Here is a 16,868-nt window from a genome sequence, read left to right on the forward strand (position 1 = left end):
GGACGATGATCGACTCTCTCTTCCCCTTTGCGGCGACCACCGGGCCGATCACCGTGCGCGTGGCGGTGAGCTATCTGCCCGAACAGTCGCATCCGGCCCTCGGTCGCTGGTTCTGGGCCTATCACGTCCGGGTCGAAAATGACGGCGCGGTCGCGGCGCAACTGATCAGCCGCCATTGGCGGATCAGCGACGGACGCGGCCAGGTGAGCGAGGTCGAGGGTGAGGGCGTCGTCGGCGAACAGCCGCTGATCGCGCCCGGCGCGTCGTTCGACTATGTATCGGGCTGTCCGCTGTCCACCCCCGAAGGGTCGATGGTCGGCAGCTATATGATGGAGATGGGCGACGGATCGCAGATGCTCGTCGCGATCCCGCAATTCCCGCTGGTGGCACCGGCAACCGCGTCATGAAGCGCACCCACCTGCCGCTGAACGCCCTGCGCGTGTTCGATGCCGCTGCCCGGCACCTCAGCTTCACGCGCGCCGCCGACGAACTGGCGGTGACTCCCGCCGCCGTCGGGCAACAGATACGCGCGCTGGAGGATATGCTCGGCGTCGTCCTGTTCCGCCGCACCCCGAAGGGGCTGGAACTGACGGGAGAGGCGACCGCCGGGCTCGACGCGCTGCGGCAGGGGTTCCTGATGTTCGAGGAATCGGTGCGCGCGATGCAGGCGGGCCAGTCGTCGCAATCGCTGACGATCGCCGCGCCGCGCGACCTGACCGCCAAATGGCTCGCGCCCAGGCTCGCGCGTTACAGCCAGCAGGCGCCCGACGTCCGCTTCACGCTGGTGTCGGCCGACGACGGCATCGACTTCACCGAGGCGAACCTCGACCTCGCGATCTTCTGGACCGACGGCGCCGGCGAGCATGAGGGCGTGCCGCTGTCCGAAGCGCATATGGTGACGGTCGCGGGACACGGCAGCGAGAGCGAGACGCGCATCGCGTGGCCCGGCTGCCCGGTCGAGGACGGCGAGCCCGCGCTGCGGCTCGGCGATGCGGGCCTTGCGATCGACGCCGCGGCGAACGGGCTGGGGCAGGCGAATGTCCCGGCGATGCTGGCGGAGGCCGATCTGGCGGCGGGGCGCGTCCGGCTGGTGCGCGAGCCTTTCGCCGTGAAGCGCGGCTACTGGCTCGTCGCCCCCTTGCCGCAATGGCGGCAGGCGAAGGTCAAGGCGCTGGTGGCGGCGCTGACGGCGTGACGCCATCCCTCGCCGCGAGGGCGAGGAGGCGCGTGACGAGGCCGACCAGTTTCGCGCCGTCGAGGTCGGCCTTGTCATTGTTCCAGCTTGCCGTGACGACGAACCATTTGCCGTCGACCTTGCGCCGTCCGAGCAGGCTCATCGACAGCACTCCCAGTTCGGACCCGCCCTTGTAGCCGAGCCACGACCAGTCGGCGGCGGCCGCCGGACCCACGCCGTTGTTGATCGCCATCGCCGCCATCGCGGCATCCGACCGGCGCGCCTTCAGGTCGACGAGCACCCGCGCGACGTCCATCGGCGAGGCGAACCATTCGAGATTGTCGATGAAGCGCGGTTCGCCGCCGAAGCTGACGCCGTCGACCTGGGCGAGCGTGAAACGATGGCGGTTCGCGTCGAGGATCCGCCGTTGCTGCGCGTCGTTTCCGGCGATGAACGGCGCGCGCAGGTCGGCGAAATTGTCGCCTTTGAGCGCAAAGGCCTCGACCGTGGTCAGGAAGGGGATGTTGCGCGACGGCGCGCTGTGGCCGGCGGCCCGCATCCGCGCCTCGATCCGCTCGCGGCCCAGCAGGTGGATCAGCGTGTCGGCCGCGCCATTGTCGCTGACCGAGATCATCCAGTTGGCGAGCGTCTGCAGCGTGACCGGCGTGTCTGGCGGCCAGTTTCCGGTGGCCGCGGAAGAGAAGCTGAGGTGCGACAGCGGCACGACGTCGCGCCAGCGCCGCTCGCCCGCCGCGACCGCCGCCGCCAGCTCGTCGAGGACATAGAGCTTGAAGGTCGAGCCGGTGGCGAACTGCCGGTCGGGGTTGGCGCTGGCGATCGGGCGGATCGCGTTACCGTCGATTTCGGCGACCAGAAAGCCGCTGCGCCCCGGCAAGCCCGCGATTTCCCCCGTCACGCGCTCCATAGTGTCGTCGGACACCGTGAAGCCGGTGAACTGCAGGCCGGTGATCCGCGCTTCGGGCGGCGGTCCGATGTCGAGGCGGACCGTCGCGATGCCGCGCTCGAACCGCAGCCGCACCGTTCCCGACCGGCCATTGTCGGACGCCGTGCTGTCGACCGCGATCGGCTGGCCATATTGCGCGATCAGGTTCGCCGCGATCGCGCGGAACTGCGCCTCGGGAACCGCGGTCTGAAAGGACGGGGCAAAGCTGTCCGCAAAGGGAACGCGTCCCGTGAGCAGGCCGACGATCTGTCCCGCGCGCGCGTCGAAGGATGCCGCCGCCGGCGCGGTAGTTTCTGCGGGCTGGGCGAACAGCGCGGGGGCGGGGAGCGCGGGGGCGAGCAGGAGGGAGGAGAGCAGGGCGGTGCGGAGGCGGGTCATGGCGTCGTTTTCCCTTCTGCCCTCTTCGCCTTCAGAGGCGTTGACCCGCCTCAGGCGTCGATCGCCGCCTCGTCCAGCGTCGCGGCATTGGCCTGGATGAACTGGAAGCGATGCTCGGGGTGCTTGCCCATCAGCCGGTCGACGAGGTCCTTGACCTGATGCCGCCCCTCATATTCCTGCGGCAGGGTCACGCGCAGCAGCGAACGCGATTTCGGGTCCATCGTCGTTTCCTTGAGCTGGTTGGGGTTCATCTCTCCCAGCCCCTTGAAGCGGCCGACCTCGACCCGCTTGCCCTTGAAGACGCTCGCTTCCAGCTCGGCGCGATGCGCATCGTCGCGCGCATAGGCCGTCATCGCACCCGCCGTGAGCCGATAGAGCGGCGGCTGCGCGAGATAGACGTGCCCGTTCCGCACGATGTCCGGCATCTCCTGAAAGAAGAAGGTCATCAGCAGCGTCGCGATATGCGCGCCGTCGACGTCGGCGTCGGTCATGATGACGATCTTGTCGTAGCGCAGCCGGTCGGCGTCGCAATCCTTGCGCATCCCGCAGCCGAGCGCGAGCGCGAGGTCGGCGATCTCCTGATTGGCGCGGATCTTGTCCGCGCTGGCGCTCGCGACGTTCAATATCTTGCCGCGGATCGGCAGGATCGCCTGCGTCTTGCGGTCGCGCGCCTGCTTGGCGCTGCCGCCGGCGCTGTCGCCCTCGACGATAAACAATTCCGTGCCTTCGGGGCCGTCGTTCGCACAATCGGTGAGCTTGCCGGGCAGGCGAAGCTTGCGCGCGCTGGTCGCGGTCTTGCGCTTCACCTCGCGCTCGGCCTTGCGCTTGAGCCGCTCCTCCATCCGTTCGAGGATCAGGCCGAGCAGCGCGCGGCCCCGGTCCATATTGTCGGACAGGAAATGGTCGAAATGGTCGCGCACCGCATTTTCGGTCAGCCGCGCGGCTTCGGGGCTCGACAGCCGGTCCTTGGTCTGGCTCTGGAACTGGGGATCGCGGATGAACACCGACAGCATCATCTCGCCGCTGTTGAACACGTCGTCAGCGGTGATCTGCGCCGCCTTCTTCTGCCCGATCAGTTCGCCGAAGGCGCGCAGCCCGCGCGTCAACGCGGCGCGCAGCCCCGCCTCGTGCGTGCCGCCCGCCGGGGTGGGGATGGTGTTGCAATACCAGGCGTAGCTGCCGTCGGACCACAGCGGCCAGGCGATCGCCCATTCGGCGCGTCCCTGATCGCCCGGAAAATCCTGCCGCCCGACGAAAGGTTCGGCGGTCGCGCATTCGCGCGTCCCGATCTGGTCCTTCAGATGGTCGGCGAGGCCGCCGGGAAACTGGAATACCGCTTCGGTCGGCGTGTCGTCGCCGATCAGTTCGGGCGCGCATTTCCAGCGGATCTCGACCCCCGCGAACAGATAGGCCTTGGCGCGCGCCATGCGGAACAGCCGCTGGGGCTTGAAACGGCCATGCTCGCCGAAGATCGCCGGGTCGGGAACGAAGCTGACGCTGGTGCCGCGCCGGTTCGGCGTCGCACCGAGCGCTTCGAGCGGCCCCTGCGGAACGCCGCGAGAGAAATGCTGGCGATACAATTGCTTGCTGCGCGCGACTTCGATGGTGGTTTCGACCGAAAGCGCGTTGACGACGCTGACGCCGACCCCGTGCAGGCCGCCCGACGTCGCATAGGCCTTGCCCTCGAACTTGCCGCCCGAATGGAGCGTGGTCATGATGACCTCGAGCGCCGATTTGCCGGGAAATTTCGGGTGCGGGTCGATCGGGATGCCGCGGCCGTTGTCGACGATCGTCAGCCGGTTTCCGACATCGAGCGTCACCTCGATGCGGTTGGCATGACCGGCGACCGCTTCGTCCATGCAATTGTCGATGACCTCGGCGGCAAGGTGGTGCAGCGCGCGCTCGTCGGTGCCGCCGATATACATGCCGGGACGGCGGCGGACAGGCTCCAGCCCCTCCAGAACCTCGATCTGCGAGGCGTTGTAGCTGTCGGTCGCGGGGCTGGCGGCATCGAACAAATCGTGACTCATGGTCTGGCTATAGGAGGGCGCGAAGGGGGCTGGCAAGCGCGGTTTTCGGACCCTTTCATGCATCGTGCGCGGCGCTCGGCTCGTCGCATTTCGCGGTGGCGCAGGAACTTCGCGCGCACACCGCGGGTTTGGGGGGCGGCTGCAAAGCCACCGAATAATGGAGAAATAACATGCGATTCCCCTCCCTTCTTGCCGCCACGGCGGCCACGGTCCTGGCCGTCCCGGCGATGGCGCAGGACAATCACGACCCGGCGCAGGACTTCAACGGTCCCTATGTCTCGATCGGCGGCGGCGGCACGCTCCAGGGCAGCGACCGCGGCGAGACGCTGGTCTTCGACACCAACCAGGACGGCGCCTATGGCGACCCGGTCCTCGACGCGGCGGGCGGCGATGTGTTCGCGCCCGGTTTCTGCAACGGCGCCGCGACGAGCACCGCCAATATCGGGTGCCGGAACGACAAGGACGGGCCCGAATATTTCGGGCGGATCGGCTATGATCGCCGCATGGGCAATTTCGTGCTCGGCGCCGTGATCGAAGGCGGACGCAGCGAGGCGCGCGACAGCGTCAGCGGTTTCTCGGACGCCGGCGACAGCTATATGATGAGCCGCGAGGCCGACTGGCAGGCGGGCGCCCGCCTGCGCGCCGGTTATACACCGGGCGGCGGCGCGCTCTTCTATGTCACGGGCGGCGGCGCCTATGCGCGGCTCAACAACAAGTTCGCGACGACGAACAGCGTGAACAGCTTCGCCGACAGCGGCAAGACCAACGGCTGGGGCTATTCGGCCGGCGGCGGCGTCGAGGTGATGGCGGCGAGGAATCTGTCGGTCGGCCTCGAATATCTCTACACCGACCTCAAGGACGACGACTATACCGTCAGCGTCGGCCAGGGCAGCGCGCCGGCGCCCGATCCGCTCACCGGTGTCGACATCCAGCGCAGCGACCCCCATTTCCGCACCCACAGCGTGCGCGGAACGATCAGCTATCGATTCTGATCCAGCGCAAGGGTCTGATCCAGCGCAAGGGGCGCCGGCTCGACGGAGCCGGCGCCCTTTTCACGTGCCGCGTCGGGCGCCGCGAAGATCGCGAAGTTCCCGTTGGCACTACACACCATCCGCCCATCCTGAAACAGGCGGGCATCGATGTTGGCGATGCGCTTGCCGCGATGGACCACCTGCGCCTCGCACGTCAGCAGGCCTTCGCGCACCCCGACATGATAGTTGCATTTGATCTCCAGCGTCGCGCACCACTGGTCGTCGTCGAGCAGGCTGGACAGCGCGCCGCCCATCGCCGTGTCGGCCAGCGTGTAGGCGACACCGCCGTGCGCGACGCCATGCGGATTGAAATGCCGTTCGGAATCGATCGCGATCGCCATCTTGCAGCCGCCGCCGCCGCGCTCGATCATCTGGAGGCCGAGCGTTCGCGCGAAATGGAAATCCTGACCGAACGGCGTCACCGGACGCGGGGTCCGCCAAAGGGCGGCGGCGGCGGCGGGCGGCGTGTGCCGCGCGGCAGTTGCGCCTGATAGGCGCGGCCGCAATGCTCGACGCAATAAGGAAAGCCGGGATTCACCGCTTCACCGCAAAAATGGAAATCCGGCTCGCCCGGATGCCCCATCGGCCAACGGCAGATGCGGTCGTTGAGGTCGAGCAGGCTCGTCTTGTCGGCGATTTCCGGGCTCGGCTTGGCGGGCACCAGACGGCGCGGCGGCGCGGGCGGAATCGGCGCCTGCTGGTCGCCCGGTCCCTGCCGGATGAAGCCGCCGGGTCCGATCGAGACGATCCGCGGTCCATCGGCCTTCGGCGCCGCATCGGGAGCGGGCGTCGGCGGAACGGCCGCCGCCGGGCGCGGCTCGGCGCGCGGCGCCGGGGCAGGGCGAGCGGACGCGGGCTCGGCAGCGCGCGGCGCGGGCGTCGGTGTCGGCGCGGCCGGTTTCGGCACCGGGGCGGATCGCGCCGGCTTCGCCTTTTCGGTCGCCTTCACGGGCGACGGACGCGACTTGAGGCCAAGGCGATGCGCCTTGCCGATCACGGCGTTGCGGCTGACACCGCCAAGCTCGTCGGCGATCTGGCTGGCGGTCAGCCCCTTTTCCCACATGCTGCGCAGCTGCTCGATGCGCTCATCGGTCCATGACATGCTCTATTCCTCATCTTTACCGGTCGCCGGTATCGCGACGCGAACCGGCGGGCCAGGGCGTCAAGGCCCAGCTTGCGGTGAAGTCGGGGAGGCGATAGGCGAGAACGCCATGAACGACCAGCCCCAAATTTCGCGATCCGACTCCGGCGTTCCGGCTGCGACGCAGCCCTTCGCCGAACCCGGAGTCCCACGCATCCGCACGCTCAACATTCCCGGCACACAGGCCCTTTATGTCAAGGAGGTGCGGCGCTTTTTCAAGGTCCAGCTGCAAACAATCTGGGCGCCCGCGGTCACGACCCTGCTGTTCCTGGTGATCTTCACCGTGGCGCTGGGCGGGGCGGGGCGCCAGGTCATCGGCGTGCCGTTCGCCGATTTCGTCGCGCCGGGGCTGATCATGATGGCGATGCTCCAGAACAGTTTCGCCAATTCGAGCTTTTCGCTGCTGGTCGGCAAGATTCAGGGCACGATCGTCGATTATCTGATGCCGCCGCTGGGCGTCGGCGAACTGATCGTCGCGATGATCGGCGCCGCGGTCACCCGCGCGGTGCTGGTCGGACTGGCGCTGTGGGCGGCGATGCTCCTGTGGCCCGGTGTCGACGTGATGCCGCGCCATCCGGGTGCGGTCGTGGCCTTCGGCCTGCTCGGCGCGACGATGCTCGGCTTTCTGGGACTGATCACGTCGGTTTGGGCCGAAAAGTTCGATCATGCCGCCGCGGTGACCAATTTCGTGGTGACGCCGCTCGCGCTGCTGTCGGGCACTTTCTATTCGGTCGACCGGCTGGCGCCGTGGTTCCAGTCGATCACGCATGCCAACCCCGTCTATCATGCGATCATGGGGTTCCGCTACGGCTTCATCGGCACCGTCGATTCCTCGATGGCGCATCCGGTGCTGACCGCGGCGCTGATCCTCCTCGCGGTCAATGTCGCGCTGGGCGTCCTGACCTATCGCCTGCTGGCATCGGGCTGGAAGCTCAAGGCCTGATCGCGCGGCGGATCAGTGCCGGTGGATCGCGCGGACGCGGTAGCGCCCGCGGTCGAGCCCGTCGAACATCGCCGCGAGCTGTGGATGATCGACCGGCCCGGCTTCGCCGTCCGCCACCAGATTCTGCTGGCTGACATAGGCGATGTAGGAGGAGTCGTCGCTCTCGGCCATGAGGTGATAGAAGGGCTGCTCCTTCGCCGGGCGGATCGCCTCGGGGATCGCCTCATACCATTCTTCGCTGTTCGAGAAGACGGGATCGACGTCGAAGACCACGCCGCGGAAATCGAACATGCGGTGGCGGACGATGTCGCCCGGCGCAAAGCGCGCGCGCTCGATCAAGGGGGCCCGCACGCCGGGCATGTCGGTGAAGGGCGAGGATTTTGCCGTCATGACGCCAATTTATGACCGCGGCGCTGCGTTTCAACCGCCTGCCGGTGAATCTTGCCGTCCACGACACGGCCGCGAACCAGGAAGAAAATGGAGGAGAGTGAGGGATTCGAACCCTCGGTACCGTTGCCGGCACTTCGCATTTCGAGTGCGACGCTTTCGACCACTCAGCCAACTCTCCTCGCTGAGGCCGTCGCCCCTAGCGGCGATGCCCCGCCTTTGCAACCCTCAAGTCGCAAAAGCGGAGCGTCGCCGCCCGATGGTCAGGGACGGTCGGATTCCCACCAGTAGGGCGCGCGCTTCCGCGCCCCGGTATCGACCTCGTTCATCGTCGACGGGTCATAGAGATGGCCGCCCAGCATCACGCGATGGATGCTTTCGCTGTTGCGGATATTCTCGGTCGGATCGGCGTCGAGGATGAGGAGGTCGGCGAGCTTGCCGACCTCGAGCGAGCCGACATCCTTCGCATAGCCGAGCGCGGTCGCGGGCATGATCGTCGCGGCGCGTAGCGCGTCGATGGCGCTCCAGCCGCCGCGGACGAACGACCACATCTCCCAATGCGCGCCGAGGCCCGCCTGCTGGCCGTGCGCCCCGATCGACACGTTGCGCCCGGCCGCCGCGATCTTCGCCGCCTCGCGCGCCGAATCGTCGTCGACATAGTCGCTTTCGGGCGCGATCACGCGGCGCTTGTTCTCCGCCGCGAGGATGGTCGGCGGAATGTGCCGCGCCAGCACCGGCTGCTCCCAGACATTGGTGTGCGCCCGCCAATAGGGATCGCCCGCGAGGCCGCCGAAGGTGACGACGAGCGTCGGCGTATAATCGACGTTGGTCTGTCCCCACAGCTGCACCAGATCGCCGTAGAAGATGTGGAGCGGGATATTGTGCTCGACCGTCGCGTTGCCGTCCTGGATCAGGGTCACGCCCTGCGCGTACATCGACCCGCCTTCGGGCACGACGGTCATCCCCTCGGCCTGCGCGGCGCGCACGACCATCTGGCGCTGTTCGCGGCGCGGCTGGTTGTAGTTCTTGACGCTGTGCCCGCCCTGCGCCTTCAGACGCCGGACATGCGCGAGCGCATCGGCATAGCTGTCGATCTCGGCATAGATGCCCGCCGCCTTCGCGCCATAGATCGCCTCGCCGGTCGAAAAGATGCGCGGCGCGAGGATCAGGCCCGCGCGCTGCATTTCGGACGAGACGAAGATTTCGGAGGCGCGCGACGACGGGTTGTGGCTGGTGGTCGTGCCCATCGCCAGATTGACGATCTCCGACCAGTTCTGCTGCGGCACCAGTTCGTCGTCGCCGTGCGGGCCGTGCGCGTGACCGTCGACGAAGCCGGGAACGATGGTCTTGCCCGCCGCGTCGATCGTCACCGTGCCCGCCGGGACGGTGAGCGACCCCGCCGGGCCGATCGCCGCGATGCGGTCGTCCTCGATCAGGATCGCGCCATTGTCGACGATCCCGCCCTGCTTGTCGGCCATGGTGACGATCTTCGCGCCGGTGATCAGCACCGCGCCGCGATGCTTCGCCGCCGTCTGCGTCATCGACAGCGACACGCCGTCGGCGGGCGGCGTGAAGGCCGCCTTCGCGCCCGGCGCGCTGGCGAACAGGGCGGAAAGGTCGGCGCTGAACAGCGTCGGGCCGCGCGTCCAGTGAAGCCGGCGGCCGCCGTTCGACCAGTGGACATAATCGGCGCCGCTGTCGCTGACGCGCGTCACGGGCAGCGCGCCGCCCTTCATCCCCAGCGCGACATCCTGCGCGCCCGGCATCAGCGGCGTGACATAGACGTCGTGGTTCTGGCGGAAGGCGAGGGTGCGGCCGTCGGGCGAGATCTCGTAATCGCTGACCAGCTCGCCGCTGGCATGAACGCGCTTGTCCTGCCCCGACAGGTCGGTGCTGACAAGCTGGCTCTTGCCGCCGCCCGATGCGACCATGAACAATCGATCGCCCGATCCGCCGAACTGCGGCTTGGCGCCGTCCGCGTCGACGAGTTCGGGCGTGCCGCCGGCCGCCGCGACGCGATAGACGCCGGGGTTCGCGCCCCAGCGTCCGGAGGTCAGGTAGCCGCCGCCGCGCCGTTCGAAGACGATCGTCCCGCCGTCGGGGGAGAAGCGCGGCTCGGCATAGTGGCCGGGCACGCTCGTCACCCTGCGCGTCGCGCCGCCGCCGGTGCCGACGACATGGACTTCGCCGAGCCCCGCGTCGGTCCAGCGCACGAAGACGACCGACTTGCCGTCGCGCGACCAGCTCGGCCACATCTCGAACGCAGCATCCTTCGCCGCGGTCAGGCGCCGGGCGGTGCCGCCGGTCGCGGGCTTGATCCACAGCTTGCCCAGCGTTTCGAACACGACCTGGCCGCCGTCGGGCGACACTTCGGCCCAGCGCGGCATCTGCGTCTCGAAGCTGTCGGGCGCGACTGCCACCGCGGGATGGACGGCGTCGACGATCACGCGGTCGTCGGAGATTCGGAAGGGGATGACGCGCGCTTCGCCGCCGTCGCCCGCCACGCGGCGCAGCTTGCCGCCGGCCCAGAACAGGATGTCGCGGCCGTCGGGGGTCCACGCCATGTTCGGATAGACGCCGGTGACGGCCCAGGTTTCCTGCACATCCTGATCGAGCGCGTCATAGAGCTTGCGCTCGGCGCCCGAGGCGAGGTCCTTCACATAAAGCTTCGATTCCATGCCTTCGCGGCGGACGTAGGCGATGCGCTTGCCGTCGGGCGAGGGCGTCGGCCGCACCGCGCCGCCGGGACCGCCCGCGACGGTGGTGATCGCACCGCTGTCCATGTCATAGCGTTCGATATGGAACAGGTCGGTGTTGCTGTCCTGCGCATATTCGAAGATCGGGCCGGGGGAGACGTTGCGGGTGTAATAGACGCCCTTGCCGTCGGGCGCGAAGGTCGGCTCGCCGAGTTCCTTCTGGTGGCGCTCGCTCGGGCGCTTGACCAGCGGAACGCCGCCGCCGCCCGAAATATGATACAGCCACACCTCGCCGGTGCCGAGCGAGCGGCCGGTGGTGAAATGCTTCTTGGCGACGATGAACTGGCCGTCGGGGCTCCAGCTCGGCTGGTTGAGAAGGCGGAAATCCTCCTTGGAGAGTTGGCGCTTGTCGCTGCCGTCGCGGTTCATCACCCAGATATTGTCGCCGCCGCCACGGTCGGAGACGAAGGCGATGCGCGAACCGTCGGGCGAGAAGCGCGGCTGCTGCTCATAGGCGAGCCCCTCGGCGATCCGCGTCGGTGTCCCGCCCTCGATCGGCATCGTATAGATGTCGCCGAGCAGGTCGAAGGCGATGGTGCGGCCGTCGGGCGCGACGTCCACGTTCATCCAGCTTCCCTCGTCGACCGCGATCGGTACCGTGCGCGTCGTCATGCCGGGCGGGGCGTTGACGTCCCACGTGTCGGTACCGGTTGCTTCGGCGGCGGCCTGCGCGTGAGCCGAAGTCGAACAGGCCAGAGCCGCCGCGAAGGCGATTGCGAAACGCGCCATGAATGATGATCCCCTGTTGAAATATGCCGCGACCATATGACCTTGCCCCATCATTGCAAGGCGCGGCTTTCGATGAGAAGCCTGGCAGGCTCGACAGGTGACGGTCGTCCCATGTCGTCCTATGGCCTGTGGGGATTTGGCGTTCGGCGCGCTGCCTCATCCGTTCGTCATGCTGAACTCGTTTCAGCATCCATGGTCGGAGCTCTCCTTTTGCGCCGCCTTTCAGGTGAGAGCAGACCATGGACCCTGAAACAAGTTGGCGTTTATATCTTAGAGACAGGGACGCTGGTGATCCCCGGCGAAAGCCGGGGTCCATGCGAGGCAGCGCTGTGCCATCTGGACCCCGGCTTTCGCCGGGGAACGCTCACCTGTCGGAAGGGGATAATTGCTAAACAAGTTCAGCATGACGAACGGATGAGGCAGCATGCCGAAATCCGAATCCCCACGAGCCATGGGATGGTGGCGAAGCAGGAGGAGAAGCATGTCTTGCCGCTGACGGGAATCAGGGTGCTCGATTTCGGGCGCTATATCGCCGGCCCCTATTGCGCGGCCTTGCTTGCCGACTATGGCGCCGACGTCATCCGGATCGAGGCGCCGGGCGGCAACGACGACCGCTTCACCGTCCCGGTCGCCGCCGACGGTTCGGGGGCGATGTTCCTGCAGATGAACCGCGCCAAGCGCTCCCTGACGCTGAAGCCGGCCAGTCCCGAAGGGCGCGGGATCGTCCGGCGGCTCGTCGAGACGGCAGACGTCGTCGTCGCCAACCTGCCGCACGATGTGCTGGTGAAGCTGGGGCTCGACCATGACAGCCTGTCGGCGATCAATCCGCGGATCATCCTGGCGACGGCGTCCGCCTTCGGCCGCGATGGGCCGCTGTCGCGCAACGTCGGCTTCGACGCCATCGGACAAGCGATGTCGGGCGCCGTCCATCTGACCGGCACGCCCGGCCAGCCCTATCGCGCGCAGGTCAATTATGTCGATTTCGGGACCGCGCTGCATCTGGCCTTCGGCGTGCTGCTCGCGCTGCGCGAGCGCGAGGCGACGGGGCAGGGGCAGTGCGTGTCGGGATCGCTGCTCGGCACCGCGCTCGCCATGTCGAACGGCCTGACGATCGACGAGGCGCTGAACGGCATCGAGCGCCAGCCGATCGGCAACCGCAGCTTCGGATCGGCCCCGACCGACCTTTTCCGTACCCGCGACGGCTGGATCGTGACGCAGATCGTCGGCGGCCCGATCTTCGCCCGCTGGGCGGCGCTGGTGGGGCGGCCCGAACTGCCCGCCGATCCGCGCTTCGCAAGCGACATCTTGCGCGGCGACAATGGCGAGGAACTGAGCGCGATCATGCAGGGCTGGTGCATCGCACGGACCAGCGCGGAGGCGCTGGCCGAACTCGCGGCGGCGCGCGTTCCGGCGGCGCCCGTGCTCAAGCCGGGCGAAGCACTGGCGCAGCCGCAGGTCGCCGCGATGGGGCTGGTCGAGCCGGTCGCCTATCCCGGCACGCCCGCGCCGGCGCCCGTCATCCGCGCGCCGGTCGACCTGTCCACCAGCGCGAAGATTCCATCGCGGCGCGCGCCGCAGGTCGGCGAGCACAGCGACGCGATCCTGGCCGAACTCGGCTATGACGCCGACGCCATTTCGGCTTTGCGCGCGCAAAGGATAATTTGAACGGCGCGGCGGTGGACGTCCGGCCGACGCCTTCCTATGGTCTGCGGGGATTTGGGTTTCTGCGCAGTTTCTCCCTTTCGTCACCCTGAACTTGTTTCAGGGTCCATGGTCTGCCCTCGAATGAAAGGCAGCACAAAAGAGAGGGTCCGGCCATGGATGCTGAAACGAGTTCAGCATGACGAACGGATGATGCAGCGCGCCGAACGCTAAATCCCCCCAAGACCTTAAGTTTGGGAACCGACCGATAATCAGCGCGAGGAGCCTCCGATGACCGAGCAGACCGACTATGTGCCGCCCCGGGTATGGACGTGGGACAAGGAAAGCGGGGGACGCTTCGCCAGCATCAATCGCCCGATCGCGGGACCGACGCACGACAAGGCGCTTCCGATCGGCAAGCATCCGCTCCAGCTCTATTCGCTCGGCACCCCCAACGGGGTGAAGGTGACGGTGATGCTGGAGGAACTGCTCGCGGCCGGGCACGGCGGCGCCGAATATGACGCATGGCTGATCCGCATCCACGAGGGCGACCAGTTTTCGAGCGGCTTCGTCGCCGCCAACCCGAACAGCAAGATTCCGGCGCTGGTCGACCGCAGCGGCGCCGATCCGATCCGCGTCTTCGAATCGGGCGCGATCCTGATCTATCTTGCAGAGAAATTCGGGGCCTTCCTGCCGACCGAGCCCGCGCAGCGCGCCGAGACGCTGTCGTGGCTGATGTGGCAGATGGGCAGCGCGCCTTTCCTGGGCGGCGGATTCGGCCATTTCTATGCCTATGCGCCCACCAAAATGGAGTATCCGATCAACCGCTACGCGATGGAAGTGAAGCGGCAGATGGATGTGCTCGACCGGCAATTGGCGGAGAATGAATATATCGCGGGCTCCGCCTATTCGATCGCCGACATGGCGATCTGGCCCTGGTACGGCGCGCTCGCCAAGGGGCTGGTCTATGACGCCGGCGAATTTCTGGGCGTGCAGGATTACCGGAACGTCCAGCGCTGGACCGACCAGATCGCGTCGCGCCCCGCGGTGAAGCGTGGCCGCATGGTCAACCGGGTCATGGGCGACCCGGCGAGCCAGCTTCATGAACGGCACGATGCGTCGGATTTCGACCTGCGGACGCAGGACAAGGTGCAGGCCGAACAGCCCGCCAAATGACGCAATTGTACGGAAAGGCGCCCGCGGAGCCCTTCAGGATTCGATAAGACTTTTCCGCAAGCGGTTGGCAGAAAAGCATTTTTCTGCCGATTGCGGCGCGGCGATTTTACGCATTTCCGGTAAAAGCGCCGAACCGCCCTCGCGACCGCCTTTTTACGTCCATCGGCGATGATCGGACCCATGACAGGTCCGCATCCCCTCGATCCATCGACCCGCCGTGCCGCCATTGCGACCCCGGACCTGATCGGGATACATACCCTTCAGGCAAATGGGGAGCTGTTCCCCGGCGAAAGCCGGGGTCCATGCGGGGTAGCGCTGTGCCATCTGGACCCCGGCTTTCGCCGGGGAACAGTCACCTGTCGAAAAGGGATAATTGCCGACCTGATCCGGGGTCGCAATGACGAGTCCATTCGATGTCATCATGCGCTTGCCCGATGCGACCGGGGCGCGGCGGTGATCGAAATGGCGCTCGTCCTGCCGCTGTTCATCGCGCTGCTGATGGGCGTGCTGGTCTATGGCCAATATTTCCTGCTCGCGCATTCGGTGCAGCAGGCCGCCAACGACGGCGCCCGCGCCGCGATCGTCGGGCTCGACGCGGCGGACCGGCGCGGCATCGCCGAGCGAGCGGTCGACCGCAGCCTCAGCGGCGTCGCGGGGTTTTCCGCCAAGGCGCGCACGGTCGCCGTGACCGAAACCGCCGACGCGCTGACCGTCGCCGTCAGCTTCAGCGTGCCCGAAGACAGCTTCCTGCGTTCCTCGCTCGTCCCGTCGCCCGCCGGCCCGATCCGGTCGAGCGCGACCTTCGAACTGCCGGTGGATTGACCATGCTCCAGACATATCGCCTTTCCGCTTTACCTTGCGACCGGCGCGGCGGCGTCAGCGTCCTGACCGCCTTTGCGATGACGATGCTGATCGGCTCCGCCGCCTTCGCGGTCGATATCGGCTCGCTCTATCTCGACCGCCGCCAGCTTCAGGGGATTGCCGACGCCGCGGCGCTCGCCGCCGCCGCGCATCCGGGCGCCGAGCGCGCGGCGGCAGAGCGGATCATCGCCGCGAACTGCGATTGCGGCATAGCGATCGCCGCGCTCCAGCCCGGACGTTATACGCCCGACTCCGCCGTCGCGGCGGAACAGCGCTTCGTCGCCGGGGGCGTATCGCCCAACGCCGTCCGCATCCGCCTGACGCGGCCGAGCCCGCTCTATTTCGGCGGTTTCCTGACCGGCCGGAGCCATAGCGTCATCGCGGTCACCGCCACGGGCGCGCGGCGCGGCTATGCGGCCTTCTCGCTGGGCTCGCGCGTCGCGGCGCTGCGCGGCGGCGTTCCCAACGCGCTGCTCTCCGCGCTGACCGGAAGCCGCGTCGAACTGTCGCTGATGGACTATCAGGCGCTGGCGAGCGCCGATGTCGATCTGCTCGCCTTTTCCGAAGCGTTGCGGACCGAACTGCACGCCGACGCGCTGACGTTCGGCGAGACGCTGGATATGCAGGCGACGCTGCCGCAGGTGCTGTCGGCGCTGGCGCGCGCGAGCGACGGGCAGGTCGCCGATACGCTGGAGGCGATTGCCGACAAGGCGCTGCCGCGCGCCCTGATCCCGTCGCGCGCGATCGATCTCGGCCCACGCGCGTCGAGCATCCGCGCCGATGCCGCCGACCGGGTCGACGTGAACCTGATGAGCCTGATGCAGGCGATGCTGGCGCTCGGCAACGCCAACCGCCAACTCGAACTCGCGCTGGCCAGCGACCTGCCGGGCGGCTCGGCGATCGACGTCGCGCTGCTGATCGGCGAGCCGCCGGCGCAATCGCCGCTGATCGCGGTGACCGACGATCAGGACGTGGTCGTCCGCACGGCGCAGGTGCGGCTGAAGATCGTCAGCCGGATCGCGACGCCGCTGCTGACGAGCGTCGAACTGCCGATCGTCGCCGAACTGGGATCGGCGGCGGCGCGGATTTCGGACATGGATTGCGGCGGCAGCGATCAAGGCGTGACGCTGGCCGTCACAACCTCTCCCGCGACGTTCGCGATCGGGACGGTCAGCAACGGCGATTTCGCGAACCTGCAGCGCCCGCTCGCGCCCCAGATGGCGCGCGTGCTGCGCCTGCCGCTCGCCAGCGTCGATGCCCGGGCGCAACTGACGCTGGCGGACCAATCCGAAAAATCGCTCGCCTTCTCGCGCGCCGAGATCGCGGCGGGCACGGTCAAGACGGTCGAGAGCAGCGGCCTTGCGGGCGGGGTAGCGCGCTCGCTGGCCCGCGACATGGATCTGCGGGTCAACCTGCTGGGCCTCGGGCTCAATGCCGGCGCGTTGACATCGCTGGTCGGCGAAACGGTGGGCGCCGCGGCGCCGGCGCTCGACGGCGTGATCGAGGGGCTGACGGGCGTGCTGGGCCTCCACCTGGGTGAGGCCGACGCGCGGGTCAACGCGCTGCGTTGCGGACGGACCCGGCTGGTGTGAGGACCGATCCGGTGCCGTTCCGGACGCGAATCCGCGTTTTTGCGTCGGGTTTCGAGCCAAATGCC

At 67.8% G+C, this 16,868-nt stretch carries 14 protein-coding genes and 1 tRNA gene; 8 read left to right on the plus strand and 7 right to left on the minus strand.

The annotated features are described in order from the left end of the window. Positions 1 to 5: 5 nt before the first annotated feature. Entirely contained in the window at positions 6 to 407 is a 402-nt protein-coding gene (gene apaG / locus AC2S9W_RS13535) for a Co2+/Mg2+ efflux protein ApaG (protein ID WP_174521650.1), read from the plus strand. Next, complete coding sequence (locus AC2S9W_RS13540; protein WP_067108945.1) at positions 404 to 1,195, plus strand: LysR family transcriptional regulator; 792 nt, start codon at positions 404 to 406, stop codon at positions 1,193 to 1,195. Before apaG ends, AC2S9W_RS13540 begins: the two co-directional genes overlap by 4 nt. Here AC2S9W_RS13540 and AC2S9W_RS13545 read toward each other — a convergent pair. Then, positions 1,164 to 2,516, minus strand: a complete 1,353-nt coding sequence (locus tag AC2S9W_RS13545; RefSeq protein ID WP_076075417.1) for a serine hydrolase — start codon at positions 2,514 to 2,516, stop codon at positions 1,164 to 1,166. The two genes, AC2S9W_RS13540 and AC2S9W_RS13545, sit on opposite strands and share 32 nt — an antisense overlap. A gap of 50 nt (positions 2,517 to 2,566) precedes the next feature. After that, positions 2,567 to 4,546 (minus strand): DNA topoisomerase IV subunit B, encoded by a 1,980-nt coding sequence (parE, locus tag AC2S9W_RS13550; RefSeq protein ID WP_486571017.1) that lies wholly within the window; start codon positions 4,544 to 4,546, stop codon positions 2,567 to 2,569. 170 nt (positions 4,547 to 4,716) lie between these two features. On the opposite strand from parE, the gene AC2S9W_RS13555 reads away from it, so the two are divergent. Further along, positions 4,717 to 5,538: an outer membrane protein gene (locus AC2S9W_RS13555; protein ID WP_486571018.1), complete on the plus strand. Its 822-nt coding sequence runs from the start codon at positions 4,717 to 4,719 to the stop codon at positions 5,536 to 5,538. Here AC2S9W_RS13555 and AC2S9W_RS13560 read toward each other — a convergent pair. Both AC2S9W_RS13560 and AC2S9W_RS13565 read right to left on the minus strand, forming a co-directional pair. Beyond that, entirely contained in the window at positions 5,526 to 5,999 is a 474-nt protein-coding gene (locus AC2S9W_RS13560) for a PaaI family thioesterase (protein ID WP_486571019.1), read from the minus strand. The genes AC2S9W_RS13555 and AC2S9W_RS13560 overlap by 13 nt on opposite strands. Next, positions 5,996 to 6,679 (minus strand): GcrA family cell cycle regulator, encoded by a 684-nt coding sequence (locus AC2S9W_RS13565; protein ID WP_076075410.1) that lies wholly within the window; start codon positions 6,677 to 6,679, stop codon positions 5,996 to 5,998. The genes AC2S9W_RS13560 and AC2S9W_RS13565 overlap by 4 nt, the downstream gene beginning before the upstream one ends. A gap of 109 nt (positions 6,680 to 6,788) precedes the next feature. Between AC2S9W_RS13565 and AC2S9W_RS13570 the strand changes: the two genes are divergently transcribed. Further along, positions 6,789 to 7,661, plus strand: a complete 873-nt coding sequence (locus tag AC2S9W_RS13570) for an ABC transporter permease (RefSeq protein ID WP_067113577.1) — start codon at positions 6,789 to 6,791, stop codon at positions 7,659 to 7,661. A gap of 12 nt (positions 7,662 to 7,673) precedes the next feature. Here AC2S9W_RS13570 and hspQ read toward each other — a convergent pair whose 3' ends face one another. The 3 genes from hspQ to AC2S9W_RS13585 all read right to left on the minus strand — a co-directional run bounded on the left by hspQ (position 7,674) and on the right by AC2S9W_RS13585 (position 11,533). Further along, a complete protein-coding gene (gene hspQ, locus AC2S9W_RS13575; RefSeq protein ID WP_076075407.1) occupies positions 7,674 to 8,051 on the minus strand; it encodes a heat shock protein HspQ in 378 nt (125 codons plus the stop codon). A gap of 88 nt (positions 8,052 to 8,139) precedes the next feature. After that, a tRNA-Ser gene (locus AC2S9W_RS13580) sits at positions 8,140 to 8,229 on the minus strand. Between the two features lie 82 nt (positions 8,230 to 8,311). Next, the gene (locus tag AC2S9W_RS13585; RefSeq protein WP_486571020.1) at positions 8,312 to 11,533 is read right to left on the minus strand and encodes an amidohydrolase family protein; all 3,222 of its coding nucleotides are present in this window, start codon (positions 11,531 to 11,533) and stop codon (positions 8,312 to 8,314) included. 456 nt (positions 11,534 to 11,989) lie between these two features. Here AC2S9W_RS13585 and AC2S9W_RS13590 point away from each other — a divergent pair, with 456 nt between their 5' ends. The 4 genes from AC2S9W_RS13590 (at position 11,990) to AC2S9W_RS13605 (ending at position 16,803) form a co-directional block, all read left to right on the plus strand. Continuing rightward, positions 11,990 to 13,198 (plus strand): CaiB/BaiF CoA transferase family protein, encoded by a 1,209-nt coding sequence (locus AC2S9W_RS13590; RefSeq protein WP_486571021.1) that lies wholly within the window; start codon positions 11,990 to 11,992, stop codon positions 13,196 to 13,198. A 267-nt stretch (positions 13,199 to 13,465) separates the two neighbouring features. After that, entirely contained in the window at positions 13,466 to 14,350 is an 885-nt protein-coding gene (yghU, locus tag AC2S9W_RS13595; protein WP_212597110.1) for a glutathione-dependent disulfide-bond oxidoreductase, read from the plus strand. Between the two features lie 462 nt (positions 14,351 to 14,812). Continuing rightward, a complete protein-coding gene (locus AC2S9W_RS13600; protein WP_486572087.1) occupies positions 14,813 to 15,172 on the plus strand; it encodes a TadE/TadG family type IV pilus assembly protein in 360 nt (119 codons plus the stop codon). A 2-nt stretch (positions 15,173 to 15,174) separates the two neighbouring features. Then, positions 15,175 to 16,803 (plus strand): TadG family pilus assembly protein, encoded by a 1,629-nt coding sequence (locus AC2S9W_RS13605; protein ID WP_486571022.1) that lies wholly within the window; start codon positions 15,175 to 15,177, stop codon positions 16,801 to 16,803. Positions 16,804 to 16,868 lie beyond the last annotated feature (65 nt).

This window comes from Sphingopyxis sp. 550B, from assembly GCF_057401805.1.

Bases quoted from the DNA above. Each gene is read 5' to 3' on its own strand.
- apaG (WP_174521650.1), top strand. From the start codon at position 6: ATGATCGACTCTCTCTTCCCCTTTGCGGCGACCACCGGGCCGATCACC.
- AC2S9W_RS13540 (WP_067108945.1), top strand. From the start codon at position 404: ATGAAGCGCACCCACCTGCCGCTGAACGCCCTGCGCGTGTTCGATGCC.
- AC2S9W_RS13545 (WP_076075417.1), bottom strand. From the start codon at position 2,516: ATGACCCGCCTCCGCACCGCCCTGCTCTCCTCCCTCCTGCTCGCCCCC.
- parE (WP_486571017.1), bottom strand. From the start codon at position 4,546: ATGAGTCACGATTTGTTCGATGCCGCCAGCCCCGCGACCGACAGCTAC.
- AC2S9W_RS13555 (WP_486571018.1), top strand. From the start codon at position 4,717: ATGCGATTCCCCTCCCTTCTTGCCGCCACGGCGGCCACGGTCCTGGCC.
- AC2S9W_RS13565 (WP_076075410.1), bottom strand. From the start codon at position 6,679: ATGTCATGGACCGATGAGCGCATCGAGCAGCTGCGCAGCATGTGGGAA.
- AC2S9W_RS13570 (WP_067113577.1), top strand. From the start codon at position 6,789: ATGAACGACCAGCCCCAAATTTCGCGATCCGACTCCGGCGTTCCGGCT.
- hspQ (WP_076075407.1), bottom strand. From the start codon at position 8,051: ATGACGGCAAAATCCTCGCCCTTCACCGACATGCCCGGCGTGCGGGCC.
- AC2S9W_RS13585 (WP_486571020.1), bottom strand. From the start codon at position 11,533: ATGGCGCGTTTCGCAATCGCCTTCGCGGCGGCTCTGGCCTGTTCGACT.
- AC2S9W_RS13590 (WP_486571021.1), top strand. From the start codon at position 11,990: ATGGTGGCGAAGCAGGAGGAGAAGCATGTCTTGCCGCTGACGGGAATC.
- yghU (WP_212597110.1), top strand. From the start codon at position 13,466: ATGACCGAGCAGACCGACTATGTGCCGCCCCGGGTATGGACGTGGGAC.
- AC2S9W_RS13600 (WP_486572087.1), top strand. From the start codon at position 14,813: ATGGCGCTCGTCCTGCCGCTGTTCATCGCGCTGCTGATGGGCGTGCTG.
- AC2S9W_RS13605 (WP_486571022.1), top strand. From the start codon at position 15,175: ATGCTCCAGACATATCGCCTTTCCGCTTTACCTTGCGACCGGCGCGGC.